This window comes from Amedibacillus dolichus DSM 3991, from assembly GCF_000154285.1.
Classification (GTDB): Bacteria; Bacillota_I; Bacilli_A; order Erysipelotrichales; family Erysipelotrichaceae; genus Amedibacillus; species Amedibacillus dolichus.
Genome location: NZ_DS483474.1, coordinates 316,779 through 336,399, shown reverse-complemented (window position 1 = coordinate 336,399; position 19,621 = coordinate 316,779). Strand labels below are relative to the sequence as shown.

Genomic DNA, 19,621 nt, shown 5'->3' with positions numbered 1-19,621 from the left:
ACGGCATACCATAGGGGATATACCACAATGTTATTTTCTTCGGTTAGGGATTATGCTAAAATAGAGTTATGGAAAAACGAGTAGAACCCCTAGCATTCTCGATGCGACCAAGTGTCTTAGATGAGATCATCGGTCAACAGCATTTAATCGGAGAAGGAAAAGTATTGCGTAAGTGCGTAGAAAATAATATGTTGTTTTCTATGATTTTTTACGGTCCTCCCGGAACCGGAAAAACAACCTTAGCTATGGTGCTTGCCAATACCTTAAACAAGCCCTATCGTCTATTCAATGCTGTGAGCGGAAACAAAAAGGATTTGGATCGTATCTTTGAAGAAGCCAAATATTTTCCCGGCTTAGTTGTCATTGTCGATGAGGTGCATCGTTTAAATAAGGATAAGCAGGATTTACTGCTGCCTCATATCGAAGATGGCTCTATCATTATGATTGGTGCAACCACCTCCAATCCCCTTCATGCCATTAACCCTGCAATTCGTTCCCGCTGTCATTTATTCGAAGTCAAGGCATTGACGCAAGAAGATATTAAGCAGGCTTTACGAAATGCCATACAATCTCCAAAGGGATTACAAAATGAAGTAAGCATTGAGGAAGATGCTTTGGACATTATTGCCCGTCATTGCAATGGGGATATCCGCTATGCTTTAAATATCTTGGAAATTTGTGCAATTGCCTGTGATGGCATAATCAGCAAGGATTTGGTTATGCAGTATTCCTCTATTCCGAATATGAGCATGGACCGTGATGGTGATGGCTATTACGATGTTTTAAGTGCCTTTCAAAAATCTATACGTGGCAGTGATGTCGATGCAGCTCTTTATTATTTAGGCATCATGATTGAAGCTAACGATATGGACAGCATTGAGCGAAGGCTCTTGGTTACTGCCTATGAGGATATCGGCTTAGGCAATCCTGCTGCGGTTGCACGCTGTGTTCAGGCGATTGATGCCGCTCGTCGTGTCGGATTTCCGGAAGGAAGAATTCCTTTAGCAGTTGCGATCATTGATCTATGCTTATCACCAAAATCCAAAAGCGGTGAAGCTGCGATTGATGCCGCTCTATCCACCATTCGTAAAAGCAGTTACAGTGTACCGGAATATTTGCGTTTAACTCCCGTTAATATGAAGGAAGAAGATCTTTATGACTATGATCGCTCAGATTTATGGGATAAAATCCAATACCTTCCAAATAAGCTGCGAAATGCACAATTTTATATTCCAAACACTAACAGCTCCTACGAAAAGGTCTTAGCTCAAAATCTTATGCGAATCAAAGCTCATACAAGAACCGACAATTTAGCCTCCTTGAAAAAGCACTACCCTCAGCCACCTAAAAAAAGCTAGGTATATGGCTGGAGTTTCCATAGGAAAGTCGCTATAATTGCCAATGAAACGGAGCTGATACTATGCGAAGACATGATATATATTTTGCCGGTGGCTGTTTTTGGGGCGTTGAAAAATATTTTTCTTTAATTCCCGGGGTAGTATCCACAAGAGTCGGCTATGCTAACGGAAGCGGAACTGCACCTACCTATGAAGAGGTCTGTGAAAATACCCGTGGCTTTGTGGAATGTGTGCATGTGATCTTTGATCCCGAGCAAGTTACCCTGCGTCATTTGTTAAATATGTTTTTTGCAATTATCGATCCGACAAGCATCAATAAGCAAGGAAACGACGAAGGGCTACAATATCGAAGCGGCATCTATTATACAACAAACATTGACTGCTTCATCATTCACGAAACATTGAACGAATTACAGAAGCAATACGAAGCAGCGATTGTGGTAGAGGCTCTTCCTTTGCAAAGCTTTTATCTTGCCGAGGAATATCATCAAAAATATTTAGATAAGAATCCAAATGGCTATTGCCACATTCCACAATTTCACTTCGAACAAGCAAAAAACAGTTGTGCTTTGAAAAAAAAGCAAAAGGAGGAATAAATAATGGTAAAACACGTATTATTTGTAAAATTAAAAGATAATAGTCCTGCCTCCTGTGAAGCAGTGAAAGAGCTTTTCTTATCTATGAAAGAACATATTGATTTCATTCGTGAGCTTCAAGTAGGAATTGACTATTTACACTCTGAACGCTCTTATGATGTCGTTCTTGAATTGGTGGTGGATAGTCCTGAGGATCTAGAACGCTATCAAAGCAATGACTATCACGTTCATAAAGTAAAATCCTATATTCATAAGGTACGCAGTGCTTCTGCTACGGTTGATTATATTTATTAAAAACTCAACACGCTAGATCAGCGTGTTTTATCTTTTAGCTATGCAATCACTGTAACATATAGATTATTTTAAAACATATAGATAAAGTATCCAATAGCCTATAATCCTTACATTTGTAATTGAAAGACCACTTGATACAACAAAAAACCGAGCATACACTCGGTTCATTTTTATTTCTTAATGATTGATGGATTCCAATGTTCATTCGGTTCAATACCAAGCAAGTCCGCAACCGTAGCGGCAACATTTGATAATCCCAAATTTTCGTCTTGTTTTAACTCTACATCTGCACCGTAAACAATAAATGGAACCTTATTTAACGTATGAGAAGTTTTTGCCTTAATCGGTGCATCTTCTTTTTTCTTCTTTTCATACATTTCATCGGCATTACCATGGTCAGCAGTAACAATCAGGATACCGTTTACCGCATCAACCGCTTTCTTCACACGTGCAAGCTGTAAATCCACAGACTCTACACCGATAACCGTAGCTTCAAAGTTTCCGGTATGTCCAACCATATCACCGTTTGGATAATTCGTACGTAAGAAATCGTAGTTTCCGGATTCAATAGCTGCGCATAGCACATCGGTAATTTCCGCAGCTTTCATCCAAGGACGCTGTTCAAAAGGTACTACATCAGACTTGATTTCAACATAATCCTCTAGTTTCTCATCGAATTTTTCAGAACGGTTTCCATTCCAGAAATACGTAACATGTCCGTATTTCTGTGTTTCACTGATTGCATATTCACGAATACCATGCTTGCATAGCTCTTCTGTCAAAGTATATTTAATCTTTGGAGGATATGTCAAGAAGTTATGTGGGATATTCAAATCAGCATCATACTGAAGCATACCTGCATACATTACGTTTGGTTTGCGAACACGATCAAATTTATCGAAAGATTCATCACCGTCAAATGCTAAAGAAATTTCCTGTGCACGATCCCCTCTGAAGTTGAATAAAACAACACTGTCTCCATCTTCGATCGTTCCTACCGCTTTGCCATCTTTTGTGATTACAAAGCCCGGAAGATCTTGATCGACAACACCGGTTTCTGCACGATATGTTTCGATTGCTTCGGTTGCACTAGCAAATTCTCTTCCTTCGCCTAATACATGCACATGCCAACCTTTTTCTACCATTGCCCAGTTTGCTTCGTAGCGATCCATCGTAATGCTCATACGACCTCCACCGCTTGCAATACATGCATGGAAGTTATCATCGTTTAATTCTGCCATGTAGTTTTCAATATCCTCTACATAAATCAAAGCACTGGTTTCCGGAACATCACGTCCATCTAGTAAAATATGTAGACGAACCTCCTTTACACCATCTTCTTTGGCACGCTTCATCAATGCCTTCAAATGATTGATGTGAGAGTGAACATTTCCATCGGATAACAAGCCTAAGAAGTGCATTTTCCCATTCGCACAGTTCTTAACAAGTCCGCTCCATGTTTCCGTTTCGAAAATCTCACCGGATTCGATATTTTCATTTACCAGCTTCGCACCTTGTGAATAAATCTGTCCACACCCAAGTGCATTGTGTCCTACCTCACTATTTCCCATATCCTCATTGCTTGGTAAGCCAACAGCCAATCCATGTGCGCTGATTTCCGTATTCGGACAGTTTGCCCAAAGCTCGTCTAAGGTTGGTTTATATGCTGCATTAACAGCATTTCCATATTCTGAATTATTGATACCTACGCCGTCCATAACGACAAGTACCACAGGTCGTTTACCCATACTATAAATACCTCCTATTTTCCTCTATAAATATAACACTTACCATTAAAATTAGCAATTTAAAACAGTGGAAAAGCCATGTTTTCGTACAATGTGATTTTACAGCTTGGTAATAAAAATCCTCAAGCCTTAGGATAAAAAGCGTGTCCCTGCCAAAAACAAGAAAAGCAGACCGCTCAACCACGAGCAATCAAGCTTATATTTTTTACCTATTCTTTCACCTATCGCAAAGCCGACAATAAGCGAAATCAGTCCAACGCTAAAGCTAACTACCAAGACATAGACCGGTTGTGTAATTTGAATACCAAAAGCAAAGCCACTCACAAGTCCATCAAGTGATAATGCGATTGCTAAATACACCGCTTCCTTAACAGATAAATATTTACTTTTATCCACATCAGCTTTCGTTTCGTCTAAATATATATCAAAAACAAGACGAATATTATGAAAAGAAAGAGTCATTGCTTTATTTCGGCGATGACGAAGGAATCGTTTAATCGCTCCCTCAAACAAAGCATGAAAACCCATTAAGAGAAAAATAATACAAGATATTCTGCGACATAGCATAGGTGATAAAAAATTATTTGCAATATCTGCACAGTATAACGAAATTCCTAAGAATCCAACACCTATTCCTGCAATTAAGCATGCACAACGAAACGGAATGCGTATGCCCTCACTGCTATATGCAAATGATGCTAAAAAACTGTCAATACTTAAGGCGCTTACCAAAATAATGACTTCAATCAATGTTCATACCCCTTTATTATCATATTAAAGCATCAAGTTTTGGTTCGATTGATCTTTCTTTTATTAGGGAATTGAATTTTATACTTTGTCATTATTTATTATTACAAGAGTAAATAATCATAATTCTTCCTTAATTGTAGATAAAAATAGAATGATAGATTTCAAGCATAAGTAAATGAAACGATTATATAGAAATCTATTTTTAATAACTATCCTAAAATTACGACTGTATCCTATATATTACTTTTGTTTTCTGTGGTATTGCTATGATTAAATTGTTGTATTACCTTTTCTTGCATATCCTTCTCGATTCCAAGCAATTCAAAAGCTTCCTGCATACTTAATTGCTTTTTCATCAATCTTTCTACATTTGCTGTTTGTGTCAAAATCTTTCCACGTCGTTCTCCGATAAGCATTCCTCGCTTTTCTCCAATCAACATGCCTTCCGTCAATCCTGCTTTCTTACCTTCCTGCTCATAATACATACATATATGACTCATTTCTTCTACCTCCTCTTCCATCGTTTCTGTTACCTTTATTCCAAACTGCTTCCTCAATATCTCCAACTTCTCCTCTACACTATGCTCATTCTTAAACAATACATTCATCAAATTTTGAAAGCTTGTATCCTTTGCATCATATTTTCCTTTCGGATACAACATGAAGATATGCATCATACCATAGTTCTCTACCTTCTCCTCCCATCTATTTCCCAAGCATTCTTCTTTCATGCTGTAATGATTCGCTACTCCTTCTTTCCTATTTGCATATTCCTGCATCAGCCATATCGAATGTACCCTTTGTATCTTCTTATATTCTTTCTGGCGTACGATCAATCGACTGCAATAGTATTCCGCTCGCTTTAGCAACGGGTATCCGGGGTCGATCATTCATCTGTATTTCGATATTGATCATCTGTTGCTTATCACTCTTGGGAATATCCGCTACAAACAATATATCATAGCGTACCAAAGAGCCTAATACGCTTTCGTCCTCCAAGTTGAGATTACTGATATACTCTTCTTTTTCATTCCCTAAGCATTTCATGATTTCTTTTAACGAAAGTGTTTTATACTCTGCAATATATTCCTTTAATAATCTTGCTAGGATTTGTTTATTGCTGAATATTCTTTTACAATAACGATCGTATGCTTTTTGTTTATCCTGATGATGAATCACTGATGCTAAAACTTCTTTACTTTTCATCACACACCTCCTCATTTTTTATGTGTTTTTAATATCTTACTTTATGTAAAGCTTAGCATATCCTTCTAGCATTCTCAATTCGATATATCATATATTTTTTCCTCCTTTCTAGGTCTTTCTTTTGCTTTGAAGTTCCCTTCACTATATCTAATACGTAAAAATAAGGAAAATATTTGAAAAAAGTAATTTATTTGTTTATTTTCATCACCCTATTACCTGCATTCAATTCTTTTTTGCTATGATTGAATAGAGCAATTAGACTTGTGAAAGCATTTCTATAAAATATACAAGCAAATTCTATATCATTAAAAAAATGATACAGCCTTTGCCATATCATTTCTTGTTTATCAATTTGCGTTTTATTCATTTTCCAATTCGCTGATTTTTTTGATTCTTCGAATATGACGTTCATCTTCGGAAAAAGGTGTTTCAACCCACACACGTACGATTTCCTTCATCATTTCTACACCAATGATACGTGCTCCCATAGCCAACATATTGGAATCATTATGTAAACGAGTAAGCTGTGCACTAACCGGATCACTACACAATGCACAACGAATGCCCTTTACCTTATTTGCTGTAATACTTACACCGATGCCGGTACCGCAAATAACGATTCCCCGATCATATTCTTTGCTTGCTACCGCTTTTGCACATGGTGCCGCAAAATCCGTATAATCTACCGACTGTGTAGAAGGACACCCGAAATCCTTTACTTCATGTCCCATTTCCAACAGTAAATCTTTCACAATTTCTTTATAATCATATCCGCCATGATCACAGGCAACCGCAATTTTCATAATCATATTCCTCCTAGTTACTCAAATAGTATAACATTATCGCTATCATAACGATAGTTTTTTTATCCCTCTTGATAGAATAAACGACAATAATTTTGTTCTAGCTGTTCTGCCAACACTTCTTTTTCCATATCGCGAATTTCACAAAGCTTTTCAAATGTATAGCTTATATATTTCGGTTCGTTTTCTTTTCCGCGAAAGGGGTGCGGTGTTAAATACGGACAATCCGTTTCAATCAATAAACGCTCAATCGGAAGCTTAACAGCTACTTGTGGGGCACCTCTTGAATTTTTAAACGTCAGCGGGCCTCCATACGAAATATAATATCCATGACGAATAAGAATTTCTGCCGTTTCATAGCTTCCGCTATAACAATGCATTACCCCCACACAAGAATGCTGCAAGAGAATTTCTACCGTATCCTTGGTAGCTTCTCGCATGTGAATAAGTACCGGCAGATGATATTTTTCCGCAAGCTTCAGCTGACGGATAAATCCTATTTTTTGATCCTCGACAGCCACATCGTCCCAATGATAATCCAAACCGATTTCACCAATGGCAATCAACTTTTTACAAGCTGCCAATTCTTCTAAATGTTGATAATCCGCTTCGTTGAATTTATATAAATCACAAGGGTGGAAACCCAAAGCAATATCTAGCGGATATCCTTTTTCTCGAAGCTGCTCAGCACGCTCATATTCTTCAAATCCCACACAAACCACAAGCATGCGTACAACTCCTGCCGCTTTTGCATTTTCCATTATCTCATCAATACGTGAAAATAATCGTTCATCAGTGATGTGGCAATGCGTGTCTGTCAATCCATACATAAAATCCCTCATTTCTGTCTTACGTATATTATTTAATTTTTTGTGTATAGTCTACAAGCTATTCTTCCTAAATATAGTCAAAGCATTCGATCTATTTCATCAACAATAAAAATCGCTCTATTTTCCTAAACAAAAATTAGAAAATAAAGTATCTAGCAAATCTTCATGATGTACTTCTCCTAAGATTTCCTTCAATGCCGTATAAGCATCTTGAATATCAATCGCAACCAAATCCAATGTCATTTGCATATTCATGGCTTGAATTGCCTGAAGCATACTTTGCTTTGCTTTCAGCATTTGTGAGATTTGACGCTCATTGGTAAGCAGCGGCTCTTCCACAACCAACTGATGATGATCGTATAATTCATGAATCTTATCCAATAACGGCTGAATTTCTCCCTTTGCGGCACTGATACAAATTCCTTCATGTTGCTTTAAGTCGCTTTTGTTATAAACAACAATATGTGTTTTATCCTTAGCTAATGCAAGCAACTTTTCATCTTCTGCATCAATTTCACGGCTTCCATCAAGCACCACAATAACCAATTGTGCCTCCTCAATTGCTTTTATACTACGTTGAATACCGATTTGTTCCACAACATCTTCGGTTTCACGTATTCCTGCGGTATCAATCAAATGCAATGTCAATCCGGATAAATGAATACGACCCTCTACAATATCACGTGTTGTACCGGCAATATCGGTAACAATTGCTTTATCCTCCTCCAACAAAGCATTCAATAAGCTGCTCTTTCCTACATTCGGCTTTCCGATAATTGCAGTTTTGATTCCTTCCTTTAGCATTTGTCCGCTGTTTGCTTTATCTAAAATTTCATCTATTTTTTTTAACCATACCTGTGCTTTAGGTAACAGCTTTTCATTCGTTAACTGCTCCACATCATCATATTCGGGATAATCAATATTTACTTCAATATTGGCAATCATATCCAACATGGTTGAAATCAACGGATCAAGCAATGCCTTTACGCTTCCCTTGATTCCATGCATTGCCAAACGTGCATTTACATTTGTATCTGCCATGATCATGTCGTTAATCGCTTCTGCTTGTGTCAAATCAATTCGTCCATGTAAAAAAGCACGACGTGTAAATTCACCGGCTTCCGCAAGACGTGCTCCCTGTGCTAAACAAAGCTGTAAAATCTTTTTGGTAATAAAGCGTCCGCCATGACAGTTGATTTCCACAATATCCTCACAGGTAAAGGTTTTCGGTGCATGAAAAACCGAAATCAAAACCTCATCTACTTCTTCCTTAGTGATTGGGTCAATGATAAAGCCATAAGAAATCGTATGTGATGCCTTTTTCGTTAAATCTATGGAAGTCAGCCTATCAGCAATATCAATCGCATCATTTCCACTCATTCGTATGATGGAAATAGCCCCATCTACTGCGGCAGTGCTGATTGCGGCAATCGTGTCTTGTAGCATAAAACGCCCCCTTATATAGTATCATTGTATCATAAGAAAACTTTGACTTCCAGCTGAAAGAAGCATATCCGTTTTTACAAAATTAAGAAACAATGGTATGATAATGGTCTTGGAAGGAGATGTTTTTATGCAAGCAAAAGGAAAAACATATTTATATATCGCAGGTATTTTTGAAATCCTACTTGGCGTTCTTACATTAGGACTTATTTTTTATGCAATGACTATGAATAATAGCGCATCTATAAAGGTATTTGGTACATATCCAAAGGATATGCCAAGCTTACAGCTTCTTGGTATTTATATTCAGATCGGACTTCAGATCATTGCCGGTCTGCTTGGTATTTTATTCGCTAATAAACGTGAAAAATACAAAATCTGTCAGCTGCTTGCCTTGTTTTTATTAGGTATTCTGATTTACAACTATATTCTCATGGAAGTAAATGCGCAAGCTATGATTTCTGCCTTCGTAAGTGTAATTCCACCACTTCTTTATTATATGGGGGCTTCTCGTAATAAAGATACCTTACTTAAATAAACTAAAGTTATCTTATTTAGGAGAGTATGTGATTTACAAGCTATTTCATCATCTAAAATGCTCATGAAATAAATACTTAAAATAATCGGTACTCGATTTAAAAGCCATGGCTTTTTCGCTGTTGGCTTTTTCTTTATTATGAAGAGTAGTCAAGCGAAAGGAAGCAAAAGTATGTATCTTTATTCCTTAGCAAAATGGTAATAATATGCTGATTTTTATTGTGGCTGATATATGGATTTGATATAATATGAGAAAGCATAATTATAGATTATATTTTGGTAAGAAGGTGCAATAAAATGTTTAAGTTCCAAAAAAAGAAATGCACCGATGAGGTCATGGGTAAAATAATAAAAAAAAAGAGGAATGGAAATGTATGGTTTTTAACTGCCGAATACATTGTCGAAGGCAAAGCATATAAACGAAGTGAACAGCTTCGTTATCAAAAAGTAAAAACGCATAAAATCGCTAATATTCCTATCGGAATGGCATCACAGGCTCCATTAGGAAATTTAAAAGAAGGTGATTCTGTACGCATCAAGTTTAATCCCCAAAAGCCTAAGAAAGCATATATGCCTGATAATGTCGGCATGCTACTAACATAAATAAAAATAGCTCTTTAATGTTTTATGAGATACAACATTGACCGAAAGAAAAATGAAAAAAGAACAAATAAAATGCTGTATATGGGCATAAAAAAGGATAGATTAAATCCAAGGAGAAAGCGATATGATTGTATTTTGGATAATTGGAGTTTTGTTTTTAATCGTAGGTTTAATGGTTAGTGTTCCTACAATTCTTAAATTCATCAAATGCAAAGAACATACAACCGGGAAAATTATAAGTATTGATAGTTCATCAAATGGAAATGCCAGAGCAGTATATGAATATATTGTATCTAGCAACAAATATACAAATAAAACAAATTGGACTCCACATCATATATTTCATCTTGATGGAGAATGTCATGTTATTTATGATAAGAATAATCCAAATTATTCTTATATCAAGCAAAGCGGACAATATATCCGTTGCATTGTAGGTACGCTTTTTACAATTATTGGATTAGGTGTATTGTTACTGGGGATATTTCTTAATACTGTTTTATAACGATACAATGGTTTTGATGTTGATAATATTTTAGAAATTGTGAGGTGTTTATTTATGAGAAGAAAAAAATTTTTATTTATAATTGCAATGGTGTTTATGCTGATGTTATCAGGGTGTGGGAGGAGTTCAACCTCTGAGCCAATTACTACCACTAAGTTTAAATCAATAATGGAAGAGAATGAGTTAGAAGTTACAGATAAAACAGACAGTGCAAAAGACCATTCTTATCAAGAAATATACGTTGCTGTAGATGAAGAGAAATATTCATTTGAGTATTATTTTATGAAAAATGAAAAGTCAGCAACTAATGTGTATAAATATGCAGTTGACAATCTAAACAAAACATATAAAGAAAATAGTTCTGCTAAAATTGCAGAAGAGGAAAGCAATACTCAATCTGTCTACGATGTTACGGCATCTGATTATTATTGCAAAGTTATAAGAAAAGAAAATACTGTTTTATATGTAACTGCTTATTCCGAATATAAGGAAAATGCAGAGAAACTTGTAAAAGAATTAGGATATTAGTAATTAAAAAACATGGGAGTTACGCAATAAATTTATAGTATCTCCCATGTTTATGTTAAATGTTATATCAAGGCACATTCAATCATGATAAAATGAATGTTTTTCTGTACTCAAAAATACATAAAAGTATAGTATTTATGCGTGTAATTAGAAATCAGATATAAAATTTTATATTTAATAATTATTTGCACTTGCTTCTGAATGAGTATCTCTTTCTTTTTCGGCTTTGATTTCAAAATGAATCATCAAAGATAACAGTGCTCTTAATAAGATAATTGCACCTAACACATAGATTTCTTCAAAGTTGCGGACAAGCACCGTTTTCAAAATCTCTGCACCCATTTTAAATTCTAATCCTAATGCAAGGGCATTTGCTAATTCAATACGAATCGGTGTATCACTTTCTACAAATAATGCTTTCACATAATAGAAGAAAGCTTTGGCAGCACCGATTGTAATAACAACGACACCGATAATCTCTAAAAGTGAAATAATTTCCGGAACGACATGTTCTAATAGTAGCTCTAACATTTATTATTTCCTATATAGATTATTCATTAAAGCTTGCAAGAACCTCACTAACCGGTCTAGCTTCCTCTACCGCTTTAATAACACTTCCCAATACCGGTCCTACGGATAATACCGTCATTTCCGGATACTGTGCAGCTTTGTCATCTTGAGGAATGGTATTTGTACAAACAAAGCCTTTTAGCTTCGCATCTTTCAAACGTTGGATTGCAGGTCCGGATAATACGCCATGCACACAGCTTGCATAAACATCAACAGCACCCTTATCCTTTAGCATCTGAATACCGGCAGTTAAAGTACCTGCTGTATCTACGATATCATCTACGATAATCGCTGTTTTTCCATCAACATCACCAATCAAATTCATAGCTTCCGCTACGTTTGGTTTTGGACGACGCTTATCAATAATTGCAAGTGGTGCATGTAAGATCTCTGCCAACTTTCTTGCACGTGTTGTTCCGCCATGATCCGGAGAAACGACAACAACATCTTTCAAATCTAAAGACTGGAAGTATTTTCCTAAGATACAAATAGCTGAAATATCATCGGCAGGGATATTGAAGAACCCTTGAATTTGTGTTGCGTGAAGCTCCATTGTAATTACACGTGTTGCCCCGGCCTTCTCCAATAGATCCGCAATCAGCTTAGAAGTAATCGGCTGTCTTGGTTTCGCTTTACGATCCTGACGTGCATAACCGAAATATGGCATAACAACGGAAATACTTTCCGCACTCGCACGCTTGCAAGCATCAATCGCAATCAAGATTTCCATGATATTGCTGGAAACAGGAGCGCATGTAGATTGAATGATATATACGTTTTTACCACGTACAGACTCTCCAAGCTCTACCATGATTTCCCCATCAGAGAAGTGCTTTACATCACACTGTCCCAAAGGAATACCGATTTCCGCAACGATTTCATTTGCCAATTCAACACTTGATGTTAAGGCAATAACTACTGTTTTGTTTTCCATTTCTACAATCCTCATTCTTTCTACTTATTTTTATATGCTGTTCCAAAGCCCTTTTTTATGCTTTGACGCATTCTGGCAATCCCCATATCTCCATCTTCAACAGAGTCTGTAATGGTAGAACCTGCTGCCAGTAATACGTTTTCGCCAATCGTAACCGGTGCAATCAAATTGCAATTGCTGCCAATGAAAGCACCATCTTTAACGGTCGTACGGTATTTATTTTTTCCGTCATAATTAACCGTAACTACACCACAACCAACATTGATCTTTTTACCGAAATCGGAATCTCCGATATAGGTTAAATGTGCACACTTGCTGCCTTCTCCGAAATAAGAATTTTTAAATTCCACAAAATTCCCAATACGACAATTTGCCGCAATTTCCGTATGATTGCGCAGATGCGACATCGGACCAACCGTTGCGTTTGCCCCAACCTTGCTTTCTACGATCTTACTGCTGTCAATTACAACACCATCTTCAATCACCGCATTGCGTAAGAAGGAATTTGGTAAAATCTCAACATTACTACCAATCACGCTATTGCCTTGAATGTGAACATTCGGATAAATGATCGTATCGGCACCGATTTCCACATCAACATCAATATAGGTATTCTCGGGATCGACAATGGTTACCCCATTGCGCATGTGCTTTTCGTTAATATGACGCTTTAACCAACGAGCAGCATTTGCCAAATCCACGCGGTCATTTACACCCATGGTTTCATCGCGATCCTTGACAATCATAGCATTGACCCGTTCGCCCTTTTTATTAAGAATTTCAACTAAATCTGTTAAATAATATTCATTTTGTGCATTATCATTGCGAATTTCCTTTAATCCCGCAAATAGCTTTTGATTATCAAAACAGAAAATTCCGGTATTGATTTCTGTTATCTTTAATTCTTCTTCACTACAATCCTTCGCTTCTACAATCTTTTTCACTGCACCTTGCGCATCACGAACAATACGTCCGTAATGTAAGCCTTCTTCCAATACAGATGTCAGCACCGTACAAGCATTTCCCTTATTTGCTTCAAATGCTGCCTGAATCGTTTCCGGCTGAATCAACGGTCCATCACCGCATAAGATAATGGTTTCCCCTTCAATGCCTTCCAAGGCTTTGGCCTGCATAACGGCATGCCCTGTTCCTAACTGTGGCTCTTGAAGTGCATATTCCACCTCATCGCCTAAATATTCTTTTACACTTTCTGCCCCATGACCGACAACCACAACGATGCGATCGACATTTGACTTCTTTAAGCTTGAAATAATGTGTCCAATCATCGGTTTATTCATAACCGGATGCATTACTTTGTTTAAGGAAGATTTCATTCTTGTGCCTTTACCGGCCGCTAATACTACCGCACATTTCATAAAATATACCTCCATTTATTATTTTAGCAAAAATCATGCTTAAATAAAAGCTATAAAAGGCTTTTCTATATGTTTTCGTAAAACTTTCCAACGAAAAAGAAAAACAATTGATTACAAGCTTTTTCCTCGTTTTATGCGTATGATTTGCGTTATAATAGTAACGATACAAATGAAAGGAGCAATTGCATGGTAACATCTGATATTTTCTTTTTTGATGTTGATGGAACGCTGGTAGATCCACTTACACATAGTGTTCCCGATTCTACAAGGTATGCCCTACAAGAATTAAAAAACAACGGACAGCTGATATGTATTTGTACCGGACGTTCTTTAGATGCCCTTGAAGATGCCGGCTTTGATAGCATCGCAAAATGGGATTACTATATTTGCTGTAACGGACAAATCAGCTATGACAAGCACAAGCAATGTATCCATCGTACACCGATCCCGCATGATATCGTTGTTTCATGTATCGCAAAAGCCGATGCTTTGCATGCTCCTTTACTGCTTCAAGGTGAAAAAACAATATTAACCAAGGAAGCAAATGCCCATGTAAAAGCAGCTGCCGCTTTTTTTAATGAAGCAATACCACCACATAGCATCTATGATGACTTTGATGTATATATGATGATTGCTTATGGAGAAGTAGGCTATGACTATCATGATTATAACGATCTTAAGGCTTTACAATTTATCCCCGGTCAATCAAGCTATGCCGATGTGGTTTTAAAGGGCATGAATAAATATACCGGCATCAAGGCATTGCTGAAGCAGCTTAACATATCAGATTATATTGCCTTTGGGGATAGTATGAACGATTTAGAAATGCTGGCACATGCCAAAATTGCTGTTGTTTTGGGAAATGGCTGTTTCGAGGCCAAGCAGATTGCCGATATAGTTACCGAATGTGTTTGTGAGCATGGAATTTATCATGCCCTTGTGCAAATGAAGCAAATCAAACCTCATGAAAGCTTTGAAAGGAGAACAATTTATGAATAGCAAACGAAACGGCTGTTTTCTTATAGCCTCACGTTTTATTAACTGCCTCGGTTCCGGGATTTATAATATATGTATCCCCTTATACCTTTTGGCAAATACACACTCTGTTTTAACAACCAGTATCTTTTTCAGCATTATTCAAATCCCTGCCATTGTGTTGCTACCCTTTTTAGGAGTTTGGCTGGAAAAGAAAAATCTGAAACATGGACTGATGCTTTCAAATGCTCTTTCAGTCTTATTATTTACCATCTTAAATGTTTTCTTAATGACAGAAGGATTTCATTTCTATTTCTTATTAGGAATTTCATTTTTAGAAAAAATCAATCATTCCGCTTTCCATGTTATGTCCTCAAGTATTTTTGCTCGCTTGATTGAAAAAGAGGAGCTAGTACAATGGAATGGAATACATAGCGTATTCGATAACATTGCCCATTTGTTAGCTCCGGCACTCGGTGCTATCCTTTATGCCCAAGCAGGCTTTGCTTGTGCAATTTGGCTAAATATTGTATCCTATGTCCTTTCTATTGCTTTAACCGCCTTATTGACCTATAAGCATAATAAGCACATAGCCGCCACAAAGCCACAACCTTACCGCTTGCGCCTTAAAGAAGGCTTCCAATTTATTCTTAAAAATAAACAAATCTTTTATCTATTTATTTTGATCATGACACTCAATTTTCTTGTTTCTCCTACCGAGGAAGTATTCTCTCCCGGCATTATGAAAACCGTTTACCACTTTAATGATTCACTTTACGGTTGGACAGCTTCGGCAGTGAGTGCCGGTGTCATTTTAGCAAGCATTATTCTTGGTATTAAAAACAGTAAAAAACTGTCTATGAAAACCTGTTTTTATGTGCAGGCCTGGCTTATGATCATCACCGGTATTTGTTCAATTCTTCTTTTAAAAATCAGTCCGTATGGCTTCTATGCACTTTATCTTGCACTATGCTTTTTATCCGGTTATTTTTCAACCTTCGTCAATGTCCCATTGACAGCCCAATTTCAGCTAATGGTTGATGAAGAATATCAGACACGTTTCTTTTCTATTTTATCTTTTTCAAGTAACCTTATGATTCCTTTAGGAACGTTGTTTGCCGGATTGATGTCTGATCTTCTTCGCAGTGATGTAGCCTATCTGTTTAATGGCTTCCTAATGATATTGGTACTGATTCTTGTATTTCGTAAACTGATCAGCGAAAAAGTAAATTAGCCTTTATACAAAGCTAAGCATACCCTTCTAGTGTTCTCCATTCGATATATCATATATTCCCCCTTTCGTTTTAGAGCTACTCTTAGGTATCTCACAAGGTAATACGATTACAGGTACTAGAAAAACAAAAAAAATTTAGTAATTTTTTGATTTTAATCTATCGAGCATTCTTTTTAACAAATTCTTTAAATTTTCACCGATTCTTCTTTTTCCTTCGTATGAGATATATGTAGGTATATTTCAGCGAAAGGAGAGGATCGATATGCTTACCAATACAACATGCAGTAATGAAGTGAATTACTGCAACGACTTTTTCTTTAAATATGCTCTTGGAAGTGAAGATGAGGATTCCACGTATATCCGTAACACCATCATTGAACGTGTTACCGGTATTCACCCAAAAGAAAGCATCGTTTTGAATCCCAATCTTGATCCAACACTGCTTGCGCAAAAGCAAAGCATCTTGGATATTCATGTCAAGGACGAGCAAGGTCATGAATATGACTTTGAAATGCAGACTACCTTCTTACAGGCATCGGAATGGAAACGATTTGAATACTATGGCGCAAACATGCTTAGCAAACAGCTCGTAGAGGGAGAGAACTATCGTCAGCTACAACCGATTTATCAGATCATCTTTGTAAATGCATGTCCGCAAAATGAGAAACGATTGATCAATCGCTATATTATGCGAGATCCATATGGAGAAGCAGAAAGCAAAGAGCCACTGTTACACAGAATCTATATTCAACTGCCGATGATTGATGAAATAGCGAAGGAAAAGGGAATGGAAGCAATGAATGATTTTGAACAGGTGTGCTACTTGTTTAAAAACAATGCGAATCATGCTATACTAAAGACAAAGGAAAGGTTGGTGAGAAAGCTAATGGAGAAGCATGAGAAATTCAAAGATGATGAAGGGCTGTGGTCGCTGGCAATGTCAAGGCAGATGGCAGAGTGGAGAGAGAAGAACAATCTGTTAGATAGCTATGATGAAGGCAAGAAGAAGGGTGTCATAGATTTATTATCCTTACAAATCAAACAGAAATTTGCTATTGATGCTAAAGAGTGGTTATCCACTTTAAGCTTATCCCAGCTATATGAGCTTTCCAATCAGCTTCTTACCTGCAATACTTGGGAAGAACTGCAAAAAAATTTATCAAACATTTAGCTTTCTAAAAAAAGCATGAGTAATTATCCTTACCCATGCTTTTATGATTTATGAAAGCTTATCAATCGAATAACTCCAAGAAAAGACTTCTTGGTTTTACTTCTGCCATACACATACTTTCTTCACGAAATTCACCATAAACCTTACCCCCTTTTCCATCTCCCTCTTTGATATGCAGTTTTCCCTTCCGCCACGCTACCTTTATATCCTCTTTATAAGCGAAATATGCTTTATTCTGCAACACAAGCGCGGTATGCGATTCCTTTTGAATACCATACACTAACTCATTGTAAATATCTTGGATTTCCTTTTTCACTATATAGGTATCCTTTGTATGACTATCAAAGCTAAGCACATACTCTAAATTACTATCCGCCTTTAAAGACACCATTCCCTGCAACAGCATTGCCCATACAATCATCAGCAGCATTGTCTTTTTCATGTATTCACCTCGTTGTGCAGTATGGACAATCCAACGCAGATTATGCAAAAAAGGACTCTTTTTCTATAAAAAGCATAATTCCCCTAAGTTTTACTAGCTTTTTTTCTATATTATGTTAGAATACCCTAGGAAACTTCACATTTCCCCTAAATTACGTTATGATGATAACGATGGAGGTAACTTATATGAATTATGATTTACTAATTGTAGGGGCTGGTCCCGGTGGTATTTTCTCAGCATACGAAGCATTAAAGCTTAATCCGGAATTAAAGATTGCTTTATTTGAATCCGGCAATGCATTAGAAAAACGTAAATGTCCGATTGACGGAGTAAAAATCAAATCCTGCATCAATTGTGCTACCTGTGGGATTATGAACGGCTTCGGTGGTGCCGGTGCTTTCTCTGATGGAAAATATAATATAACAAATCAATTCGGTGGTACACTGTATGAATATATCGGACGTAAAAATGCAATTGATTTAATGAACTATGTTGATGAAATCAATACTGCCAATGGTGGAGAAAACACCAAATTATACTCTACTGCCAACACCCATTTAAAGAAAATATGTATGCAAAACGATTTGCACCTGCTAGAAGCAAGTGTTCGTCATTTAGGTACAGATATCAACTACATTGTATTGGAAAACCTATACAACCAATTAAAGGATAAGATTGATATTTATTTCAACACACATATCGACGCAGTGGAAAAATTAGACAATGGCTATCGCTTACTTTCAAAGGAACAAGCCTTTACCGGAGAAAAATGTATCATTTCTACCGGTCGCAGCGGCAGTAAATGGATGGGAAAAATCTGTGATTCGCTTGGTCTGAAAACCAAAAGCAATCGTGTGGATATCGGTGTTCGTGTCGAGCTTCCTTATGCTATTTTCTCTAATTTAACAGATGAGCTTTATGAAAGTAAAATCGTTTATCGTACCCAAAAATTTCAAGATAAGGTTCGTACCTTCTGTATGAATCCTCGTGGTGTCGTCGTTAGCGAAAATACCAATGGTATTGTTACCGTAAACGGACATAGCTATGATGATCCATCGCTCTATACCGAAAATACAAACTTTGCCTTATTGGTTTCCAACCATTTCACAGAACCTTTTAAGGACAGCAACGATTATGGAGAAAGCATCGCCAGACTTTCTAATATGCTAGGTGGCGGTGTTATTGTTCAACGCTTCGGTGATTTAATTCGCGGTCAACGCAGTACCGAAAGCCGTATTACCGAAAGTTTTGTTACACCGACATTAACAGCTACTCCGGGTGATTTAAGCTTGGTTATCCCTAAGCGCCAGCTTGATGATATTATCGAAATGATCTATGCACTGGATAAGGTTGCTCCGGGAACTGCTAATGATGACACTCTATTATATGGTGTCGAGGTTAAATTCTATAATCTTGAAGTAGATATTGATGAGCATCTGGAAACAAAGCACAAAGGTTTATTTGTTATCGGAGATTGCAGTGGAGTTACACACTCCTTATCTCATGCCAGTGCATCAGGTGTTTATGTTGCACGCTATCTATATGGTAAATAAGAAGCTCCGGCTTCTTTTTTTATTTTTACTACTCTTATTCACTTATATCAAAAATATAAAAGCTTATTTCTTTATACTTACAAGTTTTATCAAGCTTGTACTTCCCATTCTATAAATACCAAGCTATAATGAAATTAACAAAGATAACCATAAAAGGAGGTTATC

Annotated in this window: 22 protein-coding genes; 11 read left to right on the top strand and 11 right to left on the bottom strand. The window is 36.9% G+C overall.

What is annotated here, in order from left to right; translation table 11 throughout:
* The first annotated feature begins 68 nt into the window (after positions 1–68).
* From EUBDOL_RS04645 to EUBDOL_RS04635, 3 genes are all read left to right on the top strand, one after another.
* Positions 69–1,358 carry a replication-associated recombination protein A gene (locus tag EUBDOL_RS04645; protein ID WP_004799003.1) on the top strand — a complete coding sequence of 430 codons (1,290 nt, stop codon included), beginning with the start codon at positions 69–71 and terminating at the stop codon, positions 1,356–1,358.
* 62 nt (positions 1,359–1,420) lie between these two features.
* A complete protein-coding gene (gene msrA / locus EUBDOL_RS04640; protein WP_004799000.1) occupies positions 1,421–1,954 on the top strand; it encodes a peptide-methionine (S)-S-oxide reductase MsrA in 534 nt (177 codons plus the stop codon).
* A 3-nt stretch (positions 1,955–1,957) separates the two neighbouring features.
* Positions 1,958–2,248, top strand: a complete 291-nt coding sequence (locus EUBDOL_RS04635; RefSeq protein ID WP_004798998.1) for a Dabb family protein — start codon at positions 1,958–1,960, stop codon at positions 2,246–2,248.
* 170 nt (positions 2,249–2,418) lie between these two features.
* Here the strand turns inward: EUBDOL_RS04635 and gpmI are convergent, their stop codons facing one another.
* The 7 genes from gpmI to mnmE form a co-directional block, all read right to left on the bottom strand.
* A complete protein-coding gene (gene gpmI, locus EUBDOL_RS04630; protein WP_004798997.1) occupies positions 2,419–3,996 on the bottom strand; it encodes a 2,3-bisphosphoglycerate-independent phosphoglycerate mutase in 1,578 nt (525 codons plus the stop codon).
* A 129-nt stretch (positions 3,997–4,125) separates the two neighbouring features.
* A complete protein-coding gene (locus EUBDOL_RS04625; protein ID WP_040463075.1) occupies positions 4,126–4,746 on the bottom strand; it encodes a manganese efflux pump in 621 nt (206 codons plus the stop codon).
* Positions 4,747–4,979: 233 nt separating this feature from the next.
* Positions 4,980–5,615: a hypothetical protein gene (locus EUBDOL_RS04620; protein ID WP_235713690.1), complete on the bottom strand. Its 636-nt coding sequence runs from the start codon at positions 5,613–5,615 to the stop codon at positions 4,980–4,982.
* Positions 5,557–5,952, bottom strand: coding sequence for a hypothetical protein (locus EUBDOL_RS04615; protein ID WP_004798991.1), 396 nt, complete (start codon positions 5,950–5,952; stop codon positions 5,557–5,559). Before EUBDOL_RS04615 ends, EUBDOL_RS04620 begins: the two co-directional genes overlap by 59 nt.
* Before the next feature lie 359 nt (positions 5,953–6,311).
* Complete coding sequence (rpiB, locus tag EUBDOL_RS04605) at positions 6,312–6,755, bottom strand: ribose 5-phosphate isomerase B (protein ID WP_040463072.1); 444 nt, start codon at positions 6,753–6,755, stop codon at positions 6,312–6,314.
* 62 nt (positions 6,756–6,817) lie between these two features.
* Entirely contained in the window at positions 6,818–7,585 is a 768-nt protein-coding gene (locus tag EUBDOL_RS04600; RefSeq protein ID WP_040463070.1) for a TatD family hydrolase, read from the bottom strand.
* Positions 7,586–7,702: 117 nt separating this feature from the next.
* Complete coding sequence (gene mnmE, locus EUBDOL_RS04595; RefSeq protein ID WP_004798984.1) at positions 7,703–9,031, bottom strand: tRNA uridine-5-carboxymethylaminomethyl(34) synthesis GTPase MnmE; 1,329 nt, start codon at positions 9,029–9,031, stop codon at positions 7,703–7,705.
* Between the two features lie 127 nt (positions 9,032–9,158).
* Here mnmE and EUBDOL_RS04590 point away from each other — a divergent pair, with 127 nt between their 5' ends.
* The 4 genes from EUBDOL_RS04590 (at position 9,159) to EUBDOL_RS04575 (ending at position 11,201) form a co-directional block, all read left to right on the top strand.
* Entirely contained in the window at positions 9,159–9,566 is a 408-nt protein-coding gene (locus EUBDOL_RS04590; RefSeq protein WP_022419697.1) for a hypothetical protein, read from the top strand.
* Positions 9,567–9,862: 296 nt separating this feature from the next.
* On the top strand, positions 9,863–10,168 hold the full coding sequence (locus EUBDOL_RS04585; protein WP_004798979.1) for a hypothetical protein: 306 nt from the start codon (positions 9,863–9,865) through the stop codon (positions 10,166–10,168).
* 124 nt (positions 10,169–10,292) lie between these two features.
* Complete coding sequence (locus EUBDOL_RS04580; protein WP_004798976.1) at positions 10,293–10,673, top strand: DUF3592 domain-containing protein; 381 nt, start codon at positions 10,293–10,295, stop codon at positions 10,671–10,673.
* A 54-nt stretch (positions 10,674–10,727) separates the two neighbouring features.
* On the top strand, positions 10,728–11,201 hold the full coding sequence (locus EUBDOL_RS04575; protein ID WP_004798974.1) for a peptidylprolyl isomerase PrsA family protein: 474 nt from the start codon (positions 10,728–10,730) through the stop codon (positions 11,199–11,201).
* A gap of 174 nt (positions 11,202–11,375) precedes the next feature.
* Here the strand turns inward: EUBDOL_RS04575 and EUBDOL_RS04570 are convergent, their stop codons facing one another.
* Genes EUBDOL_RS04570 through glmU form a run of 3 tightly spaced genes read right to left on the bottom strand, consistent with a single transcriptional unit; the run spans position 11,376 to position 14,081 of the window.
* Positions 11,376–11,732 (bottom strand): DUF1622 domain-containing protein, encoded by a 357-nt coding sequence (locus EUBDOL_RS04570; RefSeq protein ID WP_004798972.1) that lies wholly within the window; start codon positions 11,730–11,732, stop codon positions 11,376–11,378.
* A gap of 19 nt (positions 11,733–11,751) precedes the next feature.
* Positions 11,752–12,705 carry a ribose-phosphate diphosphokinase gene (locus EUBDOL_RS04565; RefSeq protein WP_022419698.1) on the bottom strand — a complete coding sequence of 318 codons (954 nt, stop codon included), beginning with the start codon at positions 12,703–12,705 and terminating at the stop codon, positions 11,752–11,754.
* Between the two features lie 20 nt (positions 12,706–12,725).
* Positions 12,726–14,081 carry a bifunctional UDP-N-acetylglucosamine diphosphorylase/glucosamine-1-phosphate N-acetyltransferase GlmU gene (glmU, locus tag EUBDOL_RS04560; protein WP_022419699.1) on the bottom strand — a complete coding sequence of 452 codons (1,356 nt, stop codon included), beginning with the start codon at positions 14,079–14,081 and terminating at the stop codon, positions 12,726–12,728.
* Positions 14,082–14,267: 186 nt separating this feature from the next.
* Between glmU and EUBDOL_RS04555 the strand changes: the two genes are divergently transcribed.
* The 3 genes from EUBDOL_RS04555 (at position 14,268) to EUBDOL_RS04545 (ending at position 17,461) form a co-directional block, all read left to right on the top strand.
* On the top strand, positions 14,268–15,080 hold the full coding sequence (locus EUBDOL_RS04555) for a Cof-type HAD-IIB family hydrolase (RefSeq protein ID WP_004798966.1): 813 nt from the start codon (positions 14,268–14,270) through the stop codon (positions 15,078–15,080).
* On the top strand, positions 15,073–16,290 hold the full coding sequence (locus tag EUBDOL_RS04550) for an MFS transporter (protein ID WP_040463068.1): 1,218 nt from the start codon (positions 15,073–15,075) through the stop codon (positions 16,288–16,290). Before EUBDOL_RS04555 ends, EUBDOL_RS04550 begins: the two co-directional genes overlap by 8 nt.
* A 262-nt stretch (positions 16,291–16,552) precedes the next feature.
* Positions 16,553–17,461 carry a PD-(D/E)XK nuclease family transposase gene (locus tag EUBDOL_RS04545; protein ID WP_004798963.1) on the top strand — a complete coding sequence of 303 codons (909 nt, stop codon included), beginning with the start codon at positions 16,553–16,555 and terminating at the stop codon, positions 17,459–17,461.
* Between the two features lie 61 nt (positions 17,462–17,522).
* Here EUBDOL_RS04545 and EUBDOL_RS04540 read toward each other — a convergent pair whose 3' ends face one another.
* Entirely contained in the window at positions 17,523–17,903 is a 381-nt protein-coding gene (locus EUBDOL_RS04540; RefSeq protein ID WP_004798961.1) for a hypothetical protein, read from the bottom strand.
* A gap of 185 nt (positions 17,904–18,088) precedes the next feature.
* Between EUBDOL_RS04540 and EUBDOL_RS04535 the strand changes: the two genes are divergently transcribed.
* Complete coding sequence (locus EUBDOL_RS04535) at positions 18,089–19,456, top strand: NAD(P)/FAD-dependent oxidoreductase (RefSeq protein ID WP_022420993.1); 1,368 nt, start codon at positions 18,089–18,091, stop codon at positions 19,454–19,456.
* The last annotated feature ends 165 nt before the right edge of the window (positions 19,457–19,621 follow it).

What these genes read in the sequence shown, in the direction of transcription:
- EUBDOL_RS04645 (WP_004799003.1), top strand. Translation starts at nt 69, where the DNA reads ATGGAAAAACGAGTAGAACCCCTAGCATTCTCGATGCGACCAAGTGTC.
- msrA (WP_004799000.1), top strand. Translation starts at nt 1,421, where the DNA reads ATGCGAAGACATGATATATATTTTGCCGGTGGCTGTTTTTGGGGCGTT.
- EUBDOL_RS04635 (WP_004798998.1), top strand. Translation starts at nt 1,958, where the DNA reads ATGGTAAAACACGTATTATTTGTAAAATTAAAAGATAATAGTCCTGCC.
- gpmI (WP_004798997.1), bottom strand. Translation starts at nt 3,996, where the DNA reads ATGGGTAAACGACCTGTGGTACTTGTCGTTATGGACGGCGTAGGTATC.
- EUBDOL_RS04615 (WP_004798991.1), bottom strand. Translation starts at nt 5,952, where the DNA reads ATGAAAAGTAAAGAAGTTTTAGCATCAGTGATTCATCATCAGGATAAA.
- rpiB (WP_040463072.1), bottom strand. Translation starts at nt 6,755, where the DNA reads ATGAAAATTGCGGTTGCCTGTGATCATGGCGGATATGATTATAAAGAA.
- EUBDOL_RS04600 (WP_040463070.1), bottom strand. Translation starts at nt 7,585, where the DNA reads ATGTATGGATTGACAGACACGCATTGCCACATCACTGATGAACGATTA.
- mnmE (WP_004798984.1), bottom strand. Translation starts at nt 9,031, where the DNA reads ATGCTACAAGACACGATTGCCGCAATCAGCACTGCCGCAGTAGATGGG.
- EUBDOL_RS04590 (WP_022419697.1), top strand. Translation starts at nt 9,159, where the DNA reads ATGCAAGCAAAAGGAAAAACATATTTATATATCGCAGGTATTTTTGAA.
- EUBDOL_RS04585 (WP_004798979.1), top strand. Translation starts at nt 9,863, where the DNA reads ATGTTTAAGTTCCAAAAAAAGAAATGCACCGATGAGGTCATGGGTAAA.
- EUBDOL_RS04580 (WP_004798976.1), top strand. Translation starts at nt 10,293, where the DNA reads ATGATTGTATTTTGGATAATTGGAGTTTTGTTTTTAATCGTAGGTTTA.
- EUBDOL_RS04575 (WP_004798974.1), top strand. Translation starts at nt 10,728, where the DNA reads ATGAGAAGAAAAAAATTTTTATTTATAATTGCAATGGTGTTTATGCTG.
- EUBDOL_RS04570 (WP_004798972.1), bottom strand. Translation starts at nt 11,732, where the DNA reads ATGTTAGAGCTACTATTAGAACATGTCGTTCCGGAAATTATTTCACTT.
- EUBDOL_RS04565 (WP_022419698.1), bottom strand. Translation starts at nt 12,705, where the DNA reads ATGGAAAACAAAACAGTAGTTATTGCCTTAACATCAAGTGTTGAATTG.
- glmU (WP_022419699.1), bottom strand. Translation starts at nt 14,081, where the DNA reads ATGAAATGTGCGGTAGTATTAGCGGCCGGTAAAGGCACAAGAATGAAA.
- EUBDOL_RS04555 (WP_004798966.1), top strand. Translation starts at nt 14,268, where the DNA reads ATGGTAACATCTGATATTTTCTTTTTTGATGTTGATGGAACGCTGGTA.
- EUBDOL_RS04550 (WP_040463068.1), top strand. Translation starts at nt 15,073, where the DNA reads ATGAATAGCAAACGAAACGGCTGTTTTCTTATAGCCTCACGTTTTATT.
- EUBDOL_RS04545 (WP_004798963.1), top strand. Translation starts at nt 16,553, where the DNA reads ATGCTTACCAATACAACATGCAGTAATGAAGTGAATTACTGCAACGAC.
- EUBDOL_RS04540 (WP_004798961.1), bottom strand. Translation starts at nt 17,903, where the DNA reads ATGAAAAAGACAATGCTGCTGATGATTGTATGGGCAATGCTGTTGCAG.
- EUBDOL_RS04535 (WP_022420993.1), top strand. Translation starts at nt 18,089, where the DNA reads ATGAATTATGATTTACTAATTGTAGGGGCTGGTCCCGGTGGTATTTTC.